We start from the raw sequence: 20,867 nt of genomic DNA, 5'->3' as shown, positions 1-20,867 counted from the left end.
TATTTACGCCGCATCCGGCAGCTCTGTTTTCAGCTCATCCAGCGACTTCGCCCCGTCGATTGCGTTGGCGCACAACAGGCTGGCGCGGGCGCAGGCGTGTGCCAGCTGAATGCTGCGTGATAACGACCAGCGTTCATGGCAGCCATACAACAGGCCTGCACAGAAGGCATCGCCAGCACCGACGCTGCCCACAATCTCTTCCTGTTTCAGCATCCGTGACGCGACCCACTGCCCCTCGCTGCCGGCCTGCAATCCCCACGCGCCTTCCGGGCAATGAATCACCACGCGCTGTTTCACGCCAGCCTGCAACAGTTGTGCGGCAGCGGTGGCGATATTGTCGATATGGGGGGAATCCTCGATTGTGCGCATGTCCAGCCCGCTAAACTCCCCGGCTTCCAGCTCGTTAATCACCAGATAATCCAGATGTGGCAGACAGGGAATGACCAGCGGCTGATAGCGAGGGTCGCCTTTGCGGGAGACCAGATCGAGCGAGGTCTCATACCCCTGCTCACGCATCCCGGCCAACAGGCGAGCGCTGCGGGTGCCATACTCCTCATCCGGCATGTCCAGGCTATCAAGCAGCAACAGATAGCCGAGATGGAAAATTTTCATCGACGTATCCAGCTGATCAAACGCGGGCAGATCCAACAGCCGGTTGGCACCGGGAGAGTGGAAGAAGGTGCGCTGCCCGGTAGGGTCGGTCATTACCTGCGACATGGAGGTCGGAGCCGCGTGGGTGCGCTGCACATGCTGGCGATTGACGTGATATTGCTCCAGCATCGCCATAATATAGTCGCCGTCGCTGTCTTCACCCACCAGACCCACCGCCTGCAGCGGCATACCGGTGCGCATTTTTGCCAGCGTCAGCAGCACGTTAAGCGGCGCACCGCCGGTGGAGCGCTCGCTCTGGGTGATCTCTGCCAGCCAGCCGCGCTCAGGCCACTGCACAATCTGATGAACATGATCCACCAGCATATTCCCGGCGGCGATAATCCCCTGGCGCGCCATCAGATTTGCCCCGCACTGCCAAAGATCCGCATTTGCCCGGCAACGGTATCGGTAATGGCCTCTTCAATGCTCAACAATAACTGGGCGAACTCGTCATACACCGGCTGGCGATCGGCCATCCGTGCTTCGATGGTATCGAGTGCTGCCTGAGACATGCCGGTGTAGAAGTTGATCTTATGAATGCCGAGCGAAATGGCACGGCGGAAATCATCATCGCTAATCCCGGAGCCGCCGTGCAGCACCAGCGGCAGGCCGGTTTGCTGGCGAATAGCCTCCAGCCGCGCAAAGTCGAGCTTCGGTTCCCCTTTGTATTTTCCGTGTGAATTACCGATGGCCACCGCCAGGGTGTCAATGCCGGTACGATCGACAAAGTCACGGGCGAGGGCAGGGTCGGTAAAGAAGGCTTCGTCAGCGTGGCCATACAGTGCGCCACCCTCATCACCACCGACCGCCCCCAGTTCGGCTTCAACCGACACGCCCACCGCGTGACACATCTTCACCACTTCCCGCGTCTGGCGAATGTTCTCTTCATACTCCAGTGTTGAGCCGTCGAACATCACCGAGCTAAAACCAAGCCGAAGCGCGCGCACCACCGATTCAAAATGCAGGCCGTGGTCAAGGTTGAGCACCACCGGGATGTCGCTGCGCATGGCCTCAAACTTTACCGCTTCAACCAGTGAATCAAGGGAGACATACTTAAAATGGACTTCGGCAATATTGATAATAAACGGCGAGCGTTCCTGTTTTGCCGCGGCAAACAGGGCGCGTAAGAAATGGGAGTCGAGCACGTTAAAAGCGCCCAGCGCATAGCGGTGCTCACGGGCATGGGTTAAACCTTCAGCAAGCGAAATCAACGGCATGGGAATCTCCTTTAATCCAGAAACAGACGGTATTCATTACACAGCACCAACTGTGCGGTTTCGTCTTCCAGAATGTCGTTATAACGATCCACGGGGGTCAGAAAGTGGTTATCGTGATCGTCGTCGTTGACCGACGAGACCTCACCGACCAGCACATCACCAAAGCCCGTTTCGCCCCAGAAGCTGTGGTACAAGCCCGGTGTCAGACAGATGCTTTCCCCCGGTGAAAGGCGCAACTGGCTGCCTGCCGCATGCGTTTGAATGCAGCCATCAATCACGACCGTCACGTCGCTGCTGACGGTCTCTTCTCTGGCCCCGGCATTCCATAACTCGATGATTAAATTGCCGCCGCCGCGATTGATAATGTCTTCACGCTTGCGCCAGTGAAAATGCATCGGCGTCACCTGCCCGTCGCGCACGTGCATGATTTTCTCGGCATAACATTTGGCATAAGGCGTGCCGTTTGGGGAGCCGTTGCGCAGAGTGAAAAGGGTCAGCCCCTGGGCATAAAAATCGCTGCTGCCAAAGGCGGTGACATCCCAGCCAAGCTTGAGGTCGAAGACTTCGCGCCAGGCTTCTTTGTCGAGCTGTCGCCATTGGGTAGGGGGAAAACTGGCAAACGGCGGTAAGTGCACGTCATGCATGGAAAAGAACTGACGGGTATGGCCAAGAATTTCATTGATATCGGAGCGTTTCATGGCATCTCCTTAAGTTTGCAGAAGACCCCTCACCCCGACCCTCTCCCTCAAGGGAGAGGGAGAAAACAGTTCCCTCTCCCGGTGGGAGAGGGGTAAGGTGAGGGCGTCAGGCCGCACAAATCTTACTTAACCGTCCAGCCCTTATAGGTGCCGACGTTTTGCTTGTCGATCATGGTCACCGGGATCAGCACCGGCTCTTTTGGCGCGGCTTTGCCTTGCAGAATGTCGTAACCGATCTCCACCGCTTTCGCCGCCATCACCTGCGGATCCTGCGCCGGGGTGGCGACGAACAGCGAGTTTTCACGCTTCAGCGCTTCTTCGCCGTCCGGCGAACCATCGACGCCAACGATAAAGAACTCGTTACGTTGTGCCTGTTTCGCCGCCAGATCCGCGCCGATCGCCGTCGGATCGTTAATCGCGAACACGCCGTCAATTTTCGGATTGGCGGCCAGCAACGAGGTCATGATTTCCAGGCCGCCTTCACGACTGCCTTTGGCGTTCTGGTTATGTGAAAGCACTTTGATATCCGGGTGGCGCTTGAATTCGGTCTGGCAGCCTTCTACACGGTTCTGCACCGCAGATACCGGCGGTCCGTTGATGATGACCACATTGCCTTTGCCTTTCAGGCGATCGGTAATGTACTTACAGGCCATTTCTCCGGCCTGGGTGTTATCGGAGGTGATGGTGGCATCCGCCCCTTCTGCCGCGACGTCAACCGCCACTACCACGATGCCCGCATCTTTCGCGCGTTTGACCGCCGGGCCAATACCTTTGGAATCGGCGGCATTCAGGATAATCATGTCCACTTTGGCGGCGATGAAGTTATCGATTTGCGCCACCTGCTGGCCAAGGTCGTAGCCGCTGGAGACCAGCGTCACTTTGACGTTATCGCCCGCCAGCTTGCGTGCCTCAAGCTCCGCCCCTTTGGTGATTTGCACAAAGAACGGGTTGGCAAGGTCGCCTACCGTTACCCCGATAGATTTCAGATCTTTTGCCTGCGCAAACGGCGTTGCGGCAAGCAGTGCGCCAGCACAGAGCGCGGTGACTAACGGCTTCAATCTCATGCTTAAATCCTCTGTAGGGTCTTTTTTTATTAACGCCTGATGGCGCTGCGCTTATCAGGCCTACCCGTTCGTAGGCTGGATAAGGCGCGTGCGCCGCCATCCGGCAGGTTTGTTATGCACTTTGATGATGTCGGGTACGGTATTTGTCTATCAGCACTGCAATGATGATCACCGCCCCTTTGATCACCAGTTGCCAGAAGTAGGACACGCCCATCAGCGTCATGCCGTTGTTCAGCGTGGCGATAATTAATGCGCCGACCAGGGTACCGGTGATGGTGCCGATACCACCGACAAAGCTGGTGCCGCCGAGGATGACCGCTGCGATGGCATCCAGCTCATACCCCATGCCCAGGTTACCGTTGGCACTGTAAAGACGGGAGGCGCTCATCACGCCGCCCAGGCCGGAAAGCAGGCCGCTCATGCCATACACAAACAGCAGCACCAGCCACACTTTGATCCCGGTGAGGCGGGCCGCCTGCATGTTGCCGCCCACCGCGTAGATATGAACGCCGAGCGTGGTGCGACGCAGAATGAACCAACAGATGGCAATGACCGCCAGCGCAATCACCACCAGCCACGGCACCGGCCCGAGGTAGTTATTGCCTATCCACTCAAACCCGATACTGGAGTTAATCACCGTGGTGCCATCCGCCAGCAGATAGGCAGCCCCGCGCAGGGCGGTGTAAGTGCCAAGGGTGACAATAAAGGGCGGTAACCCGGCAAAGGCCACCAACGCACCGTTAAACAGACCCAGCGCCATACCCAGCATCAGCGCGGCGGGCACGGAGAGCATCGACAGTTCGGGCATCAGAGAGACCACCATCGCCGCCACCGCCGTGGTGCCAAGAATGGACCCCACTGACAGGTCGATACCCCCGGTCAGAATGATGAAGGTCATCCCCGCCGCCAGAACGATGTTGATCGACGCCTGACGGGTAATGTTGAGCAGGTTGCTTTCGGTAAAGAAGTTCGGTGCGATAAAACCAAACACCGCCACAATCAGGATCAGGATCGGCAAAATACCGACCGTTTGCATCAGATCGCCCATCAGCATTTTTTTCGCCGAGGCCGATTTCGCCACCTGCTGTGGCGTGGTGGCAGAAGTCTCTTTGGGTTCAGTCATGGTGCACCGCCTGGTGATGGGATTCGTTCACGCCGGTCGCCAGCGTCATAATGTTTTCCTGGGTGATTCGAGGGCCCTCCAGCTCGCCGGCAATGCTGCCTTCGTGCATGACATACACGCGGTCGCTCATGCCAACCACTTCCGGTAATTCGCTGGAGATCATCAGGATGGCAACGCCCTGGCGCGCCATCTGACTCATGATGCGGTAAATCTCACTCTTGGCCCCGACGTCCACGCCGCGCGTCGGTTCATCGAGAATCAAAATACGTGGGCCGATAGCCACCCAACGGGAGATCAGTAGCTTTTGCTGGTTGCCGCCCGACAGTCCGCCCGCCCGCACCTGAGAGTGGGGGACGCGAATATTGAGCAACTTGATCGCCTCGTCAGAAATAGTCTGTGCTTTTTTGCGGTCGAGCATGCCGTAGTTCGCATCACGCTCGATGGTCGCCATGGTGATGTTTTCCTGCGCCGCCAGTTCCAGAAACAGCCCTTGTTCCTTGCGGTTCTCGGTGAGAAACCCGATGCCCAAATCAATGGCGGCACGCGGTGAATGAATCACTACCGGCTCGCCATCAATTTCGATCACTCCGCCGGTGGCTTTACGCACGCCAAAAATGAGCTGCGCCAGTTCGGAGCGGCCCGCGCCCACCAGTCCGGCTAGACCGACGATTTCACCTGAGCGCACCTGCAAACTGACCGGCTGGATTTTATTGCCGTCGGTAAGGTGATGGATGTTAAGCCGCAGGTCGCCTTTGGGGATATCCCGCTCTTTATTGAAGAGATCGCTTAGCGGACGGCCCACCATCATGCGCACCAGCTCCGAGGCGTTGAGTTTGTCGCGGGTCAGGCTGCCGACGTACTGCCCGTCGCGCAGCACGCTCACCCGGTCAGAGAGTTCATAGACTTCCGCCATGCGGTGGCTGATGTAGATGATTGCCATCCCTTCGTCACGCAGGCGCATAATCAGTTCAAACAGGCGGTGGGTTTCGCGGGAGGAGAGGGCGGCCGTGGGCTCATCCATCACCAGAATACGGCTGTTGCGATGCAGTGCACGGGCAATCTCGACCTGCTGTTGCTCCGCAATGGTCAGTTTCATGACCAAATCGCTGGCTTTAAACTGCGCCCCAAGCCGATCGATGACGCTTTGCGCCTGAGTGAGCATTTCCCGGCGCTGTACCAGACCGCCGCGGGCGATCTCGCTGCCCAGAAAGATGTTTTCCGCCACGGTCAGGTTGGGGGCCAGTTGCATCTCCTGGTAGATAAGCGTAATGCCTGCCGCCAGCGCGTCTTTGGGCCCTTTAATGTGAAAGGGCTGCCCGTCAATCAGGATCTCACCGCTGGTGGCGGTATAGGCCCCGGCGAGAATTTTCATGAGCGTGCTTTTACCCGCGCCGTTTTCACCCATTAACGCGTGGATTTCACCCGCGTAGACCGTCAGATCCACCCCTTTTAGCGCGTAAAACTTGCCAAACACTTTGGCAATATTGCGCATCTCCAGAACCGGCGTTTCGCTCATCGCTTGCTCCTGCAAGGGTTATCAATACATGCAGTCCACCACGATGAAATAAATGCAGAATGTCAGGAGCCGTTCATATTTGTCATATACCCTTCATACTTCACGCCGCATGTGCGTTGGCTTCGCTCGTTCACCCCAGTCACTTACTACAGTAAGCTCCTGGGGACTCTCTCCCTTGCCGCCTTCCTGCAACGCGAATTATTTTGGGTATAGTGTGGAATGGTTAACGAAGATCACAATTTATTAACGTTACCAATGGCACGCTTTGCCCTCACCCTGGCCCTCTCCCACCGGGGGATGTTTTCTCCCTCTCCTTTGGGAGAGGGTCGGGGTGAGGGGAGAAACTGACACCGGAGCCCGCTATGCCCTATCGGCACAACTCGTTCTTTGCCAGCGCCCGCGGGCGATTGCTGTTCTTCAACCTGCTGGTGATGGCGGTGACCCTGATGGTCTGTGGCGTAGCGGTACTCGGCTTTCGCCACGCCAGCCAGATTCAGGAACAGGTACAGCAACAAACCCTTGATGATATGACCGGCAGCATGAACCTGGCGCGGGATACGGCAAACGTCGCCACGGCGGCGGTACGCTTGTCACAAGTTGTCGGGGCGCTGGAGTACAAAGGGGAAGCGGAACGTCTGAAAGCCACACAGACCGCGCTGCAGCGCTCGCTGGCGCAGCTGGCTCAGGCGCCGCTGGCACGGCTTGAACCTCAGCTTGTCGAGCGAATTACGCTGCGCAGCAACGAGCTGGAACAGAGCGTAACGCAGATGCTGGAGCGTGGTCAGCGCCGGCACCTGGAGCGCAATACCTTGCTCAGTTCGCTCTATCAAAACCAAAGCTATCTGCGCCACGTGCAGATCATCAACCAGCGGGATGGCGGCACCTTACCTGACCCCCGATTGCTCAGTGAGATGGACAGACTGCTGGATGCCGCTATTCGTACGCCTTCTCCAACGGCCACGGTGCAGCAACTGACGGCGGTGATGACGCAACTGCCGCAGCAGACGCCCAATCCGCTGGTCAGCAGCATTGTACAGGCGTTTAAAACCGAGCTCGGGCAACTCGGCCCGCTCTCCGGGCAACTGGAAGAGAGTGATATGGCCATCAACTGGTCGATGTTTCATATCAAAGCGCTGGTGGCTATCCTGAATACCGATATCAATCATTACGTTGAACAGGTGGCGCGGGCTTCAGAGCAACGTACCGCGCAAAGCCACCGCGAAATGCGATCCATCATCATTTTTATCAGTGCCTTTGCCCTGCTGGCGCTGATCATCACCGGCTGCGCGGGTTGGTATATTTATCGCAATCTGGGCTCCAACCTGACGGCTATCTCCCGGGCGATGACGCAGCTGGCGCGGGGGGAAGCCGATGTTTCGGTCCCGGCGCTGCAACGGCGCGATGAGCTGGGCGAACTGGCGCGAGCGTTTAACGTTTTTGCCCGCAATACCGCCTCGCTGGAACACACCTCCCGACTGCTGAAAGAGAAAAGCACCCAACTGGAGACCACCTTTCACGCCATGCGCGACGGTTTTGCCCTGTTCGATAACCTCGGCTGCCTGGTGGTGTGGAACCCGCAATACCCGCTGCTGCTGGGGTTAGCCGCCGATGCGCTACAGCGAGGGCTGCATTACCAGAGTCTGCTTCGTCAGGTGGGCGATCTGCCCGGCCATGTGCAGGACAATTTGTCGCGCCTGATGCCCAAAGCCCAGGAGTTAAGGCTTGCTGACAGCCGTACCATTGAGCTGCGTTTCAGCCCGGTCCCGGGGCGCGGCATGGTCAACGTGGTGCTGGACAGAACCGAACGCAAAGGGCTGGAGGAAGCGCTATTGCATAGCCAGAAGATGAAAGCCGTGGGGCAGCTTACCGGCGGTCTGGCCCATGATTTCAACAACCTGCTGGCGGTGATCATCGGCAGCCTTGAACTGGTGAGTCCTCAGTCGCCGGATGCGCCGCGTATCTCCCGCGCACGCAAAGCGGCCGAGCGCGGGGCCTTGTTGACCCAGCGTCTGCTGGCTTTTTCGCGCAAGCAGTCGCTGCATCCACACCCTGTCGAGATGCAGCCGTTGCTGGAGAATCTGAGCGAGCTGATGCACCACTCGCTCCCGTCGTCGCTGACGCTGGAGATTGAGGCCCAGCAGCCCGCCTGGCCGGCATGGATTGATATCGGGCAGCTGGAAAATGCCATAATCAACCTGGTGATGAACGCGCGGGACGCGATGGACGGTCAGAGTGGGGTGATTAAGATCCGTACCTGGAATCAGCGCGTCACCCGTACCGATGGGCGTAAGCAGGACATGGTGGCGCTGGAGGTCATTGACCGTGGCTGCGGCATGTCGCAGGAGGTGAAAGCCAGAGTCTTTGAGCCGTTTTTCACCACCAAGCAGACGGGCAGCGGCAGTGGCCTGGGGTTGTCGATGGTTTACGGATTTGTGCGCCAGTCCGGGGGGCGGGTGGAGATCGAGAGCGCGCCAGGGCAGGGGACGACGGTGCGCTTGCAACTCCCTCGCGCGTCAGTGCAGGTCGCTGCGCCTGTTGAACAAGAGACCGCCCAGGAACAGGATCGCGCGGAGAAACTGGTTCTGGTGCTGGAAGATGAAGCCGATGTGCGCCAGACCCTGTGCGAACAACTGCATGAGCTGGGGTACTTGACCCTGGAAGCAGAGTGCGGGGAACAGGCGTTGCAACTGCTGGCGGCGTCGCAGGAGATTGGCATGGTGGTAAGCGACTTGATGCTGCCGGGGCGGCTCAGCGGCGCGGAAGTGATTAACTTTGCCCGCCTGCACTACCCGCATCTGCCGCTGTTACTCATCAGCGGCCAGGATTTACGTCCGGCGCACAACCCTGCGCTGCCGGACGTGGAGCTACTGCGTAAGCCGTTTACCCGTGTACAACTGGCCCAGGCACTGCGACGGATTGCGGCGTAAAACGGCTGCGGGCAAGGGCGGCCGCACCCTGCGCACCGTTGAACGCCGAGGAGGAGGCGGCAAGGAAACGCACCGCTTCCCAGGGCAATGGACGGCGAACGTGCGTGCGTGTTGCGGCAATGAGCGTATCGCGTGGGAAGGAGGGCATGTCCATCACGCCACCGCCGAGGATCACCGCATCCGGGTCAAACAGGTTGATGCTGGTGGCAATCGCCCGTGCGGCATGGTCTAACAGCGCCTGCACAAAAGGCTCTTCCTGCGCGTGGACAAACAGGTCACCGAGTTCATAGTCACGCGGCTGTTGTTCGTACCAGCGGCGCAGCGCCAGCCCGGAACAGACGGTCTCCAGGCAGCCCGGATTACCGCAGCCGCACTGTTGCTGCATATCGCCCTGCGGAATATGGCCCAGCTCGCCCGCCACCCCATGTGCACCGGTCCAGGGGGCTCCGTTCAGCCAGATGGCGAAGCCCATGCCGGTACCGAGATAGGCCCCCAGCACTTCCTTGTCCGTTAGATCGTTTTCCTGCACATCAAACGAGAGTTGCAGGTTTACGTCGCGGGAAAATTCCACCGGACAGCCGAGCGCGCTTTCCAGTTGTTCCGCCAGTCCCACCAGGGATTCGGGCGTCAGTGGCAGGTTCGGCGTGGAGATGATGGTGCGCTTGTCTTTACCGACCAGCGCCGGGAACCCCATCACCAGACCGTAGCAGCGGGCGTTATGTTGCTCGAAAAGCTGCTGCAACAGACCGGTAATGCCCGCTACGACGCCGTGTTCGATGGTTTCTGCTGTGCGACGTTTCTCGCAGTGCAGAATGTCGCCCGCTGCGGTTTGCAGGCAAAGACGGATATGGGTTGCCCCCATGTCCACACCTGCCACCACATTATGCTGTTGGTGCATGAGGATGTACCTCGTTCTTCGCGGCCAGAACTTGCTCTTCCAGAACGGCCCACGCGTCGCCAATATGCTCTGCCTGGTTAAACAAACCGGAGGTGCCGACGATAAACACATCGGCTCCGGCTTCCATCAGGCGCTGGTAGGTCGCTTTGTTACAGGAACCATCAATTTCTATTTCAAAGCTTAGCCCTTCGCGCTCACGCCAGGCTTTCAGCTCGGCAATTTTATCCAACATTTCAGGAATAAACGGCTGGCCGGCAAAGCCAGGATCGACGGTCATTACCGTCACTTTGTCCGCTTTGTGGATGTAATACTTCATGGCATCGACGGTGGTTTCCGGGTTCAGGATCAGGCCCACTTTCATGCCGAGGCGGCGAATTTCGTCGATCAGGCGGAAAGCCTGGCCGTTAATGGTTTCCGGGTGCAGGGTGATGATGTCGGCCCCGGCGCTTGCCAGTTGGCTGATGTAATCCTGCGGGCGCGTCACCATCAGGTGACAGTCCAGCGGTTTGCTCGCCAGCTTTTTGACCTGGCTGACAAAGAACGGGGAGAGCGTCAGGTTCGGCACAAAATGGCCGTCCATGATGTCGATGTGAAAATAGTCTGCGTGGGTGTCGATAAATTCGATCTGTTCTTTAAATTTCAGCAGATCCATACACATCAATGACGGGGAAATTTTCATGCTAGCTCCTGAATCTTTAGTGTTTTTAGGCAGCAGGCACCCCGTCAGTTCGCGTTTTCCCTGGTGAGGCGCGAACCGACACGGCAGAACCCTGCGGCTTTTACGAAAAGGTTATTTACTGATCAATCTGTCCAGGGCAACAGCGGCAATAATCAACCCGCCCATCACCACTAACTGGTAATACGTTTGAACCTGCAAAATGTTCAGACCGTTGTTGATGGTGCCGATAATCAGGCCGCCAATCACCACCGAGAAGATACGCCCCTTGCCGCCAAAGAAGCTGGTGCCGCCGATAATGGCGCTGGCGATGGCGTAGGTTTCAAAGCCCATACCCGCCAGCGGCTCTGCGGCACCTAAGCGGGCGGTGGAGACCACGCCGGCCAGGCCTGCGCAGATGCCGGAGATGATGAATACCACCAGCACGTGGAATTTCACGTCGATGCCGGAGTAGAACGCCGAGTTCTTGTTGCCACCCAGGGCGAAGATGTTGCGGCCAAGGCGCATGCGGGTGGTCAGGAACCAGAGCACGATGGCGATGGCCAGCGAGAAGAGCACCGGTACCGGAATGCCCACCACGCTTGCGGCAAAGAAGTTGACGAAATCAAAGGAGAAGCCGTAGACCGAGTTCGCATCGGAAATGACCAGCGTGATGCCACGAAAAATGGCGTTGGTGCCCAGCGTGATAATGAACGGGTGCAGACCGGTCCAGTTCACCAGACAGCCGTTAATGGCCCCGAGCAGCCCGCCGACCACAACGCCACCAATGACGGCAGCGAAGAAGGGATCAACGCCCGCCAGCATCAGTTTAGCGGTCACCATCCCGGAGAGTGCCAGAATGGCGCCGACGGAGAGGTCGATACCGGCAATCAGGATGGCAAAGAATTCGCCCATACCAATTAGTACCGTCACCGAACTTTGGACAAAGATCTGGGTGATGTTATTGGTCGTCAGGAAATACTGTGGCGACAGAGAGCCGAAGATGGCGACGATAATCGCCAGGATAAAGAACGTGCCGTACCTGTCCCAGAACAGCGCGAAGTTGAATGACTTTTTCTCGCTCATTTCACTTTTTACTCGTGTGGAAGTGCCCATGCCATAATCTCCTCTTCGCTCATATCGTCGCGATTGGTCAGGATTTGCGTCAGTCGTCCTTCGCAGAACACGGCGATGCGGTCGCAGACGGCGATAATTTCAGGAAGTTCAGATGACACCATCAGGATGACTTTTCCCTCATCCGCCAGCTGGCGCATCACTTTGTAGATTTCGGCTTTTGCGCCAACGTCGATACCGCGTGTCGGCTCATCAAAAATGACCACGTCCGGTTCACAACATAACCACTTGGAAATCAGGACCTTTTGCTGATTGCCGCCGGAAAGTTCGGTGATGTTTTGATCCACGGAGTGGCACTTCAGTCCCAGTAGCTCACGCTGCGTCTGGGCAACCTTGTGTTCTTCCGTTTCGTTAAACAGCCCCATCGCGCCCTTGTAGCCGCCTTTCTTCAGGCTCTGGCTGATAGCCATGTTCTGGGCGATAGAGAAGTTGCCGAAGAAGCCGTTCTCCCGGCGGCTTTCGGTGATGTAAGCCATCCCTTTCTTCAACGCATCCAACGGTGAGCGGGGCGAAATCACCTTACCGTTAAGCCGAATTTCACCGCTGGCGCGTTTGTCGACGCCAAACAGGCAGTTCATCAGCTCAGTGCGCCCGGAGCCGACCAGACCGGCGAAACCGAGAATTTCGCCACGGTTTACGCTAAAGGAGATGTCGCGGACTTTCTTCTTGTCACGGCTGGTGACGTTTTTCACTTCAAAGACCGTGTCACGCTCGACGTTACCGGTGCTCTCTTTCATGGCGTTAAAGCGGTTTTGCAGCTCTCGGCCAACCATCAGCCTGACAATGTCATCGTTGGAGACATCGCTGACCATGCCGCTGCACACGCTGCTGCCGTCTTTCAGGACGGTGTAGCGGTCACAAATGCGGCGTATTTCAGCCAGTTTATGTGAAATATAAACAATGGCGGTTCCCTCTTTTCGCAGTTGGTTCATTATCAGAAAAAGATAATCAACCTCTTTATTCGTCAGCGAAGAAGTGGGCTCGTCCATAATAATTACCCTGGCGTCGAGCATTAATGTTTTAGCAATTTCGAGCATCTGTTTGTGGCTGATAGATAAGTTTGCCACTTTTTCATCAAGGTCTACTTTTAGGCCAACACGCAATAACATCATTGCCGCGCGGACGCGCATTTCTCGCCAGTCAATAATATTGACGCCGCAAACTTTTTTAGTGAGATGACGACCAATATATAAATTTTCCAGCACGGTTAATTCATCAATGACGCTGAGTTCCTGATAAATAATGCCGATGCCAAGCTGTGCTGCCAGTTTATGGTCGAGTTTGTCGTAGTTAACATCATTGATGGTGATGGTGCCTTTGGTCGGGTCATGAATACCCGATAATACTTTCATCAACGTTGATTTACCGGCACCATTCTCCCCCAGTAACGCATGTATTTCATGGGTATAAACAGTTAAATCAACGGATTTTAATGCGTGAACCGGACCAAAGGATTTGCCGATACCCGCCATCGAAATATATGGCGTGACCATAGTAGATTACCTTTTGTTTTCACCCTCTCCTGGTGGGAGAGGGCCGGGGTGAGGGCATCAGGCCGCACTCACCTGCATAATGTCGTTACTTCGTGACCAGAATGGAATCAACCAGTTTGAATTCCGGGGTTTTATCCAGCGGGATGACCTTACCGGTTTTCGCGGCATCCACCATCATTTTCAGACCTGTTGCACCGATGTTCGCCGGGTTCTGCGCCACTGTCGCCGTCATCTGACCGGCATCCACCATTTTACGTGCTTCAGGGATCCCGTCGGTACCGACAACCAGCACTTTACCGGTTTTACCTGCGTTGGCGACGGCCTGAGCAACGCCCATTGCCATGGTGTCGTTGGCGCAATAGAAGGCTTTCAGGTCCGGGTTACGCTGCAGCACGTTGGTGGCCACGTCCAGCGCTTTGATACGATCCCAATCCGCAGGCTGGCTGGCAACCAGTTTGATTTGGCTGGCTTTTTTGAAGGCTTCGGTGGCACCGTTACGCCGTGCTTCACCGGAGGCGTTACCCGCTTTACCTTCAATGATGGCGACTTCGCCACCCTGAGCCCCCAGTTTCTCAACGATAAAGTCCGCACCTTTTGCGCCCACGGCCACGTTATCGGTGGTGATAAAGGCCTCGACGTTACCGCCTGCTTTTTTCAGGTTATCCATATCGATTTTTTCATCGAGGTTAACCAGATAAATGCCTTTTTTCCAGGCGCGGGCAACCGGCATTACCAGGTTAACGGATGACAACGGCGCAAAGGCAATACCCTTATAATTCTTATTGCTTAAATCTTCGAATAATTGCAACTGAGACTGGAAGTCACCTTCAGAAGGAGACGCGAAAATATCCACACTGACACCCAGTGTTTTTGCTTCGTCTTCGATGCCTTTTTTCATATCCACCCAGAAAGGGTTAGATAGCGTTTTTAAAACGACGGCATAGTCGGCGGCGGCAAATGCGCTGGTGGACAACATTAAACCCATAGCAGCGCCGCTGAATATTTTCAGGTATTTATTCATAGCAGTATTCTCATTGTAGGGAACTGTTGTGGTTAATCCCACATTCGGAATGGGATTAACCTTTGTGTTTACTTCACGTCTGGTGTTGAGCGTTATTCTATTTCAATGCACCCGGTGAAAAGAAATCAACGATTGCACCGGTTTTTTCCATATTTTTGGTTGCCTGTTCAATATTTTGTTGGGCAACCGATACAAAGAATGCGTCCAGTAAGGTTAATTGTAATATCCGCGCGGATGCGTTTCTCCCTAATAAAGGGGTCTCTGGTGCTGGCGAGCAAATAATAAAGTCGGCCATTTTGGCAATTGGCGAATGGTAGCTATGTGTGATGCAAATTATTTTGGCCCCATTTCTTTTCGCCAGTTCTACTGCTGCTTTTACATCGTTTGTCCGGCCCGAGTGGGAGACCACCAGGACCACGTCGCCTTCCTGTAACAACGCGGCGGACATCATCATAATGTGTGCGTCCTGATGAGCCTGGCAGCGCACGCCAATACGTAAAAACTTGTGCTGTACATCGGCGCAGATGGCGTTCGACCCGCCTGCTCCGTATAAATCACGCTGCTTCGCCTGGTAGAAAAAGCGCGCCGCGCGATGAATCTCTTCCACATTTACGATCGACTGGCCTTCCATGATCGTACGCAGTGTGATGTTGAAAACTTTATTCACCACATCCAGCGGCGCTTCATCGAAAGCAAGTTCTGCCGGGAGAACCTGCTCGGACTGAGAGAAGTAGTCGACCAGGGCGCTACGCAGATTACGAAAACCGCTGAACCCCAGCAATTTCGATACCTTTACGATCATCGCTTCTGATACGGCCAACGCTTCCGCGACATCTTTTATGGCGGGAGCGTCGCTGAGATGACCCGGCGTGAGTAACCAATCCACAATGCGGCTCTCGTTGTCGGTCATCCCTTCCTGCTTCATGCGTAGCCAGGGGGCGAGGCCGATGCCATTGGGGAGTCCTTGATCAAACTCTGACTGACTCATTGCTATCTCTTGTCCTTGTAGTGAAGACGGTACTATATCACCACAAGACGCATCATAAATATGTCGATAACTTCACACAATAGTAAAATTCATAAAGTTTTATGTTTTGTGAAGTTTAACGATGACTGGTGAAACGTGACTTCATTTTATTTCATTTTAAAACAGTTAGTTATATTATTTTCTACCAGGTATGATGCATTGATTACATCACAATCCACACGAAATTGGGTTGATTTGTAAACTAAGCCTGTGTAGAAAGAGCGCTGTACCCGGAGATTTTGCGGTTTCATTGTGCTTCACACCGGTCCGAAATCACAAAGTCTACCGGGTCCGTAAAGTTTGCTTACCCACAAGGCGGAAGAGATGAAGAAGATTGCATTCGGCTGTGACCACGTTGGTTTTATCCTCAAAGAAGAGATTCTGGCGCATCTGGCGGCGAAAGGTATTGAAGTCATCGATAAGGGAACGTGGTCCGGCGAGCGCACTGATTATCCGCATTATGCCAGCGCCGTTGCTGAAGCGGTGGTAGCCGGGGACGCTGAGGGGGGGATCCTGATTTGTGGCACGGGGGTCGGGATCGCCATTACGGCTAATAAATTCCCAGGCATCCGCGCCGTGGTCTGTAGCGAACCTTACTCTGCGCAATTGTCTCGTCAGCATAATAATACGAATGTGCTGGCGTTTGGTTCGCGGGTAGTGGGACTGGAGCTGGCTAAAATGATTGTGGACTGCTGGCTGGCGGCAGAATTTGAGGGCGGGCGACACCAGACGCGCGTAGCGGCTATCGCTAAAATCGAAGCAGAGCAGCAGAAGCCGTAATCGGCGGCTGGGTTTGGGATTCCTCCGCTACTCGCCACCTTCTCCCTTTATTAAGGTAAAGCCAGTCCATTTCTGAGGCTGGCTTATGAAACATTTCTCAACCCTGCTGTTCACCGCTGTGCTCACACTCTCCAGCCCGTTCGCACAGGCAGACGTTATTGATGATGCGATTGGTAATATTCAGCACGCCATTAATGATGCCTATAACCAGAACGGTAAAAACAGCAGTGATGATGACGACAGGCGTTATGAAGAGGATCGTCGTCGAAGCGACGACCAGAGCAGGCGATATGAAGAGCGGCGCAGACAGCTTGAAGACCGACGCGCCCAGCTTGACGACAGGCAGCGTCAGCTTGATCGGGAGCGTCGTCAGTTAGATGACGAAGAGCGTCGCCTGGAAGAGCAGTTCTGACGCTGTAACGCGGATCAGTTCTTTTTAACGAATTCTGACTTCAGCTTCATCGGGCCAAAGCCATCAATTTTACAGTCAATGTTATGATCGCCTTCAACCAGACGGATGTTTTTCACTTTCGTCCCGATTTTTAACATTGACGAACTGCCTTTCACTTTCAAATCTTTAATCACGGTCACGCTGTCGCCATCGACCAGCAGGTTACCGTTGGCGTCTTTGACGATGAGCGCGTCGCTGTCCAGTGACGCTTCGTTATCATTCCACTCGTGGGCGCACTCCGGGCAGATGAACATGCCATTATCTTCATAAACGTATTCGGAATTGCATTTCGGGCAGTTAGGGAGTTGCATGCGGATATCCTCAGAAAGTCGATACAGCGCTGGAAACGGGCCAGCCAAAAAGGCGGTGTTACGCCTGAAAAGGCCGCGATTATACAACAAGTCCGCACATTTGCTGTTGCTATTCTTTTTTTTCAGAAAAAGATAAAAAAGTGATGGCAGTGACAATACCTGTCACTGGGGTGAGGGATGCTAGGGCCATCTGATCTGGTGGAATCGCATCGTTAATGATATTTAGAATATTTTCGCCTTGAAATTGCCACCCATTGTCAATTCAGATAAGGTGGGATGACGCATTCAGTGTTAATAACTTACATGCAGTCATCCTTGCAAAGCCTTCAATCGAAGGCAGTTAATTACCTCGCAAATTGGGGGGGTAAATAAATGACGATATATTATGGCAGCCCCTAAAATTGAGCTACGCTCAGTATCGCCCCAGCTCTTATTGGCCCCGGGGGCGTACGCTGTCAGTTTCTCAAGAGACATATAATTTCCTGATAATCATCAGGCGCTTATCTTTTACAAGATATTTTCCACACGTAATTATAAAAGCCGAAACTTCACAAATAAAACATTGCGGCTTAATAAAAGTAAGAAATTTGCGTTAAGGAAAGACTTTTATATGCACACACAAACGATTTTCGAATTAAGCCAGGAAGCAGAGAGGCTGTTGCAGCTCTCATTGCATAACCTGCAAGCGCTTAAAACCCTGCCCTTAGCAACGCTTGATGAAGTGGCTCCCGGCAAGAAAGCAGAAAACGCAAATGTTCTGCCCTTACATTTTAGTGCGCGTGGTATCGAGACACAGCAAGCCACCCTGCATAATGAGCTGCGTAAAATTACCCGGCTGGAAATGGTGTTAGCGATTGTCGGCACCATGAAAGCAGGAAAATCGACCACCATTAATGCCATTGTTGGAACAGAAGTTCTGCCAAATCGTAACCGGCCAATGACAGCCTTACCGACATTGATTCGCCATACGCCAGGCCAGAAAGAACCGGTTTTGCATTTTGCCCATGTCGGCCCTATTGATGCGTTAACCCAACAATTGCAAACGCGTCTGTTTAATTTCGATCGGGAAAAATTAGCGCAAAGGCTGGAAGTGGACAAAGACATGAGTGCGCTGCTCGATCGTATTACCCAGGGCGACGCTTTTGATAAACATTACTTGGGTGCCCAACCCATTTTCCATTGTTTAAAAAGTCTCAATGATTTAGTGCGCTTATCAAAAGCGCTGGATGTCGATTTTCCTTTTTCAGCTTATGCCGCAGTAGAAAATATCCCCGTTATCGAAGTGGAGTTTGTTCACCTCGCGGGGCTGGAAAACGATGTCGGCCAGTTGACCCTGTTGGATACGCCAGGGCCAAACGAAGCGGGGCAACCGCACCTGCAAAAAATGCTCAACGAGCAGTTGGCGCGCGCCTCTGCCGTGCTGGCGGTGATGGACTACACCCAACTGAAGTCGATTTCTGACGAGGAAGTCCGCCGGGCGGTTTCTGCCGTCGGGCGTTCAGTGCCGCTGTATGCGCTGGTCAATAAGTTCGATCAGAAGGATCGAAATAGCGATGATGAAGATCAGGTGCGGGCGCTGATTTCCGGCACGCTGATGAAAGGGTTTATCAACCCGACGCAAATCTTTCCGGTCTCATCTATGTGGGGTTATCTGGCGAACCGTGCCCGGCATGAAATCAAACATGCGGGAAAATTGCCGGATCCCGAAGAGCAGCGCTGGGTGCAGGACTTTGCCGAAGCGGCATTAGGTCGACGCTGGCGTACTGCCGATCTTGATGATGTTGACCACATTCATCACGCCGCCGAGCTGCTATGGGAAGATTCGCTTTTTGAGCAGCCGATCCGCAAGTTGCTTCATGCCGCGCATGCTAACGCCTCACTCTATGCGTTGCGTTCCGCCTCGCATAAATTACTCAATTACGCGCAGAGCGCCCGCGAGTATCTTGATTTCCGCTATCAGGGGCTGACCGTGGCGTTTGAGAACCTGGAGCACAACATTGCTCGCCTCGAAGAGGATATGGCGCTCCTGCAAACCTGTCAGGTCAGCGTTAGTGATGAAATCGATCATGAAGTTGACGAAGCGCTGACTGCCGCGAATCTGTTTATTCACAATCAGGAAACGGACATTATTGCCGCTATTGATGCCTGGTTCCGTGATGGCAACCTGATGAATATGGTTAATGACAGTCAGGTGAATGTACGTCTTGATGCTGAATTCTCATCGGGTCAACTGGTGCTGGAGGATGAGGGGCAGGCGCAAAATGTGCTGAGCAAAATGCGATCCTCCTGCGAATCTATTCTGCTGGCGGCACAGGAAAAAATCAGTCGTGAGCTGGCGCTGCGTTTTGACCAACTGGAAAATACCCTCACGCGTTCCCTTAACGATGCCATGCGGCCGATTGAGATGCGCATCAAAGAGGAGTTAAGCCACGCGGGATTCCGTGCGCGCATTAGTTTTCCGGCCTTTCAGTCCAGCACGTTAAACTTTAATACCCGCCAGCTTTTCAGCAATGCTATCGCGTCAGAAGAGACCCCGGCTGGCCAGATGCCCCGCGCCGCGAGCGTGCGTGAGACGGTGTCGCGCTGGCTCAACAATCCGAGCTGGGGATGGGATGACTATGTCGTCACGCGTACCCGCTATGTTATCGATGTGGCCTCTTTGCAGCAGAAGCTCACACAGCATGTTACTCATTTTTGTGAACAAATTCGTAAAGCTTTAGCGGCTCAGGTCGATGTTTCTGTTACAGCAGGAATGGCTACTTTCTTTGCCGAGTTCTCGTTAAGTCTGGCGGGGCTACAAGAAAGTTTGCGTGACAGTCTGGCGATACGGCAACAAAACGAATCTTCCGTGCAGGCGTTGCGACAGCAACTGCGTCAATGCATCAAGACGGCCCACTGGATTCAGGAGGATGCACGCCTGTTACGCGATGATATTCAAACCCTATTCGCGGCAGAACAACCATGAAAAATCGCATACTGGAAGGGCCAGGAAGGACGCTGGAATGTATCCATCCCAAATTTATCGTGGATCTGGTGCAGGGCGTTGATGCACCTCGCCAGAGCCAGGTCGTGCCCCAACAGCAGCTGTTTCGTGAGCGTTTAACCCAGGAAGTGATGGCCCAAACCCAGCTGCGTCCGTGGGCCATGTCGGGGGTGCTGAATGAGAACGATACGTTGCGCCTGGGGCTGGCGGAAAAGTTGGCCAGTATGCTCGATCCCGGACATCTGGCGCTGACGCGCATCACGCAACGTCTGGCGGCGTTGCAATCGTCGGAGCGCCGCCCGATGAATGGCGCAGTCAGCAACCAGCAGCAGTACGATGAAATGATTGAGCATTTCAGCCAGCGTGCGGGCTGGAAGGAAAAAGCCCTTACCCAGCGTGGCCTGACGGTCCAGGCGGGGCACCATAGTGAGCAAATTTTTACCCGCTGGCGTGCCGGCAATTATGGCGGCTGGTCGCTGGCGGGACGCTGTTATGTGGCGCTGGAAGAGTTGCGCTGGGGCGCGTTTGGCGATGCCTGCCGTCTGGCCAGCCGCGAAGTGGCCTCCATGCTGAAAGATAATCTGCGGTCCATTGCGGCGGAGTTTCTGGCGCAGGGGATCAGTGCCTCTCCCTCTACTCGTTATTTTTACCATCAATGGTTGACCACACCGGCAACACCCGGGCTAATGGATTACAAGGACCTGCTGGGGTGGTTAGGCGACTGGTGCGACGCTGAACGTCATCCGATCTGCTGGTCGGTGACCCAGAGCTGGCAAACGGTAGCCTTGGGTATGCCGAGACTTTGTTCGGCTACGCGCCTGGCGAATGCGATGGTAGACGAAATATTTGGTGAGTAAAAAGATGTGCCCTGCAATTATCCACCGCTGTTGGCTAATTGCAGGATGCAGCTGCGTTTGA

At 54.9% G+C, this 20,867-nt stretch carries 18 protein-coding genes; 5 read left to right on the top strand and 13 right to left on the bottom strand.

Annotated elements, in window-relative coordinates; translation table 11 throughout:
• Nucleotides 1–3: 3 nt before the first annotated feature.
• From ACUY4Q_RS22220 to ACUY4Q_RS22195, 6 genes are all read right to left on the bottom strand, one after another.
• Nucleotides 4–1,011 (bottom strand): carbohydrate kinase family protein, encoded by a 1,008-nt coding sequence (locus ACUY4Q_RS22220; RefSeq protein ID WP_458047419.1) that lies wholly within the window; start codon nucleotides 1,009–1,011, stop codon nucleotides 4–6.
• Nucleotides 1,008–1,868, bottom strand: a complete 861-nt coding sequence (locus ACUY4Q_RS22215; protein WP_458044813.1) for a ketose 1,6-bisphosphate aldolase — start codon at nucleotides 1,866–1,868, stop codon at nucleotides 1,008–1,010. The genes ACUY4Q_RS22220 and ACUY4Q_RS22215 overlap by 4 nt, the downstream gene beginning before the upstream one ends.
• Nucleotides 1,869–1,879: 11 nt before the next feature.
• On the bottom strand, nucleotides 1,880–2,566 hold the full coding sequence (locus ACUY4Q_RS22210) for a D-lyxose/D-mannose isomerase (RefSeq protein WP_458044812.1): 687 nt from the start codon (nucleotides 2,564–2,566) through the stop codon (nucleotides 1,880–1,882).
• Nucleotides 2,567–2,688: 122 nt separating this feature from the next.
• The gene (locus ACUY4Q_RS22205) at nucleotides 2,689–3,630 is read right to left on the bottom strand and encodes an ABC transporter substrate-binding protein (protein ID WP_458044811.1); all 942 of its coding nucleotides are present in this window, start codon (nucleotides 3,628–3,630) and stop codon (nucleotides 2,689–2,691) included.
• Nucleotides 3,631–3,742: 112 nt separating this feature from the next.
• A complete protein-coding gene (locus tag ACUY4Q_RS22200; protein ID WP_458044810.1) occupies nucleotides 3,743–4,753 on the bottom strand; it encodes an ABC transporter permease subunit in 1,011 nt (336 codons plus the stop codon).
• The gene (locus ACUY4Q_RS22195) at nucleotides 4,746–6,269 is read right to left on the bottom strand and encodes a sugar ABC transporter ATP-binding protein (protein ID WP_458044809.1); all 1,524 of its coding nucleotides are present in this window, start codon (nucleotides 6,267–6,269) and stop codon (nucleotides 4,746–4,748) included. The genes ACUY4Q_RS22200 and ACUY4Q_RS22195 overlap by 8 nt, the downstream gene beginning before the upstream one ends.
• A gap of 362 nt (nucleotides 6,270–6,631) precedes the next feature.
• Between ACUY4Q_RS22195 and ACUY4Q_RS22190 the strand changes: the two genes are divergently transcribed.
• A complete protein-coding gene (locus ACUY4Q_RS22190) occupies nucleotides 6,632–9,196 on the top strand; it encodes an ATP-binding protein (protein ID WP_458044808.1) in 2,565 nt (854 codons plus the stop codon).
• Here ACUY4Q_RS22190 and alsK read toward each other — a convergent pair.
• From alsK to ACUY4Q_RS22160, 6 genes are all read right to left on the bottom strand, one after another.
• Nucleotides 9,150–10,094 (bottom strand): allose kinase, encoded by a 945-nt coding sequence (gene alsK / locus ACUY4Q_RS22185; protein WP_458044807.1) that lies wholly within the window; start codon nucleotides 10,092–10,094, stop codon nucleotides 9,150–9,152. The two genes, ACUY4Q_RS22190 and alsK, sit on opposite strands and share 47 nt — an antisense overlap.
• A complete protein-coding gene (gene alsE, locus ACUY4Q_RS22180; RefSeq protein WP_458044806.1) occupies nucleotides 10,078–10,773 on the bottom strand; it encodes a D-allulose 6-phosphate 3-epimerase in 696 nt (231 codons plus the stop codon). The genes alsK and alsE overlap by 17 nt, the downstream gene beginning before the upstream one ends.
• 111 nt (nucleotides 10,774–10,884) lie before the next feature.
• Nucleotides 10,885–11,865: a D-allose ABC transporter permease gene (alsC, locus tag ACUY4Q_RS22175; RefSeq protein WP_458044805.1), complete on the bottom strand. Its 981-nt coding sequence runs from the start codon at nucleotides 11,863–11,865 to the stop codon at nucleotides 10,885–10,887.
• Nucleotides 11,844–13,376, bottom strand: coding sequence for a D-allose ABC transporter ATP-binding protein AlsA (alsA, locus tag ACUY4Q_RS22170; RefSeq protein WP_458044804.1), 1,533 nt, complete (start codon nucleotides 13,374–13,376; stop codon nucleotides 11,844–11,846). Before alsA ends, alsC begins: the two co-directional genes overlap by 22 nt.
• Nucleotides 13,377–13,461: 85 nt before the next feature.
• Nucleotides 13,462–14,397, bottom strand: coding sequence for a D-allose transporter substrate-binding protein (alsB, locus tag ACUY4Q_RS22165; RefSeq protein ID WP_458044803.1), 936 nt, complete (start codon nucleotides 14,395–14,397; stop codon nucleotides 13,462–13,464).
• A 97-nt stretch (nucleotides 14,398–14,494) separates the two neighbouring features.
• Nucleotides 14,495–15,385 (bottom strand): MurR/RpiR family transcriptional regulator, encoded by an 891-nt coding sequence (locus ACUY4Q_RS22160; RefSeq protein ID WP_458044802.1) that lies wholly within the window; start codon nucleotides 15,383–15,385, stop codon nucleotides 14,495–14,497.
• A 363-nt stretch (nucleotides 15,386–15,748) separates the two neighbouring features.
• On the opposite strand from ACUY4Q_RS22160, the gene rpiB reads away from it, so the two are divergent.
• Complete coding sequence (gene rpiB, locus ACUY4Q_RS22155; RefSeq protein ID WP_458044801.1) at nucleotides 15,749–16,204, top strand: bifunctional allose-6-phosphate isomerase/ribose-5-phosphate isomerase RpiB; 456 nt, start codon at nucleotides 15,749–15,751, stop codon at nucleotides 16,202–16,204.
• 85 nt (nucleotides 16,205–16,289) lie between these two features.
• Nucleotides 16,290–16,616, top strand: coding sequence for a DDRRRQL repeat protein YjdP (yjdP, locus tag ACUY4Q_RS22150; RefSeq protein WP_458044800.1), 327 nt, complete (start codon nucleotides 16,290–16,292; stop codon nucleotides 16,614–16,616).
• A 14-nt stretch (nucleotides 16,617–16,630) separates the two neighbouring features.
• Here the strand turns inward: yjdP and ACUY4Q_RS22145 are convergent, their stop codons facing one another.
• Nucleotides 16,631–16,966, bottom strand: coding sequence for a zinc ribbon domain-containing protein YjdM (locus tag ACUY4Q_RS22145; protein WP_458044799.1), 336 nt, complete (start codon nucleotides 16,964–16,966; stop codon nucleotides 16,631–16,633).
• A gap of 610 nt (nucleotides 16,967–17,576) precedes the next feature.
• On the opposite strand from ACUY4Q_RS22145, the gene crfC reads away from it, so the two are divergent.
• Both crfC and ACUY4Q_RS22135 read left to right on the top strand, forming a co-directional pair.
• Nucleotides 17,577–19,931: a clamp-binding protein CrfC gene (gene crfC, locus ACUY4Q_RS22140; RefSeq protein WP_458044798.1), complete on the top strand. Its 2,355-nt coding sequence runs from the start codon at nucleotides 17,577–17,579 to the stop codon at nucleotides 19,929–19,931.
• Entirely contained in the window at nucleotides 19,928–20,806 is an 879-nt protein-coding gene (locus ACUY4Q_RS22135; RefSeq protein WP_458044797.1) for a diguanylate cyclase regulator RdcB family protein, read from the top strand. The genes crfC and ACUY4Q_RS22135 overlap by 4 nt, the downstream gene beginning before the upstream one ends.
• Nucleotides 20,807–20,867: the final 61 nt, after the last annotated feature.

The organism is Phytobacter cepae, from assembly GCF_054165735.1.
This window is presented reverse-complemented; position numbering and strand designations above follow the sequence as displayed.

Excerpts from the sequence above, each read along its gene's own strand:
- ACUY4Q_RS22215 (WP_458044813.1), bottom strand. The coding sequence starts at position 1,868 with ATGCCGTTGATTTCGCTTGCTGAAGGTTTAACCCATGCCCGTGAGCAC.
- ACUY4Q_RS22210 (WP_458044812.1), bottom strand. The coding sequence starts at position 2,566 with ATGAAACGCTCCGATATCAATGAAATTCTTGGCCATACCCGTCAGTTC.
- ACUY4Q_RS22205 (WP_458044811.1), bottom strand. The coding sequence starts at position 3,630 with ATGAGATTGAAGCCGTTAGTCACCGCGCTCTGTGCTGGCGCACTGCTT.
- ACUY4Q_RS22200 (WP_458044810.1), bottom strand. The coding sequence starts at position 4,753 with ATGACTGAACCCAAAGAGACTTCTGCCACCACGCCACAGCAGGTGGCG.
- ACUY4Q_RS22195 (WP_458044809.1), bottom strand. The coding sequence starts at position 6,269 with ATGAGCGAAACGCCGGTTCTGGAGATGCGCAATATTGCCAAAGTGTTT.
- ACUY4Q_RS22190 (WP_458044808.1), top strand. The coding sequence starts at position 6,632 with ATGCCCTATCGGCACAACTCGTTCTTTGCCAGCGCCCGCGGGCGATTG.
- alsK (WP_458044807.1), bottom strand. The coding sequence starts at position 10,094 with ATGCACCAACAGCATAATGTGGTGGCAGGTGTGGACATGGGGGCAACC.
- alsE (WP_458044806.1), bottom strand. The coding sequence starts at position 10,773 with ATGAAAATTTCCCCGTCATTGATGTGTATGGATCTGCTGAAATTTAAA.
- alsC (WP_458044805.1), bottom strand. The coding sequence starts at position 11,865 with ATGGGCACTTCCACACGAGTAAAAAGTGAAATGAGCGAGAAAAAGTCA.
- alsA (WP_458044804.1), bottom strand. The coding sequence starts at position 13,376 with ATGGTCACGCCATATATTTCGATGGCGGGTATCGGCAAATCCTTTGGT.
- alsB (WP_458044803.1), bottom strand. The coding sequence starts at position 14,397 with ATGAATAAATACCTGAAAATATTCAGCGGCGCTGCTATGGGTTTAATG.
- ACUY4Q_RS22160 (WP_458044802.1), bottom strand. The coding sequence starts at position 15,385 with ATGAGTCAGTCAGAGTTTGATCAAGGACTCCCCAATGGCATCGGCCTC.
- rpiB (WP_458044801.1), top strand. The coding sequence starts at position 15,749 with ATGAAGAAGATTGCATTCGGCTGTGACCACGTTGGTTTTATCCTCAAA.
- yjdP (WP_458044800.1), top strand. The coding sequence starts at position 16,290 with ATGAAACATTTCTCAACCCTGCTGTTCACCGCTGTGCTCACACTCTCC.
- ACUY4Q_RS22145 (WP_458044799.1), bottom strand. The coding sequence starts at position 16,966 with ATGCAACTCCCTAACTGCCCGAAATGCAATTCCGAATACGTTTATGAA.
- crfC (WP_458044798.1), top strand. The coding sequence starts at position 17,577 with ATGCACACACAAACGATTTTCGAATTAAGCCAGGAAGCAGAGAGGCTG.
- ACUY4Q_RS22135 (WP_458044797.1), top strand. The coding sequence starts at position 19,928 with ATGAAAAATCGCATACTGGAAGGGCCAGGAAGGACGCTGGAATGTATC.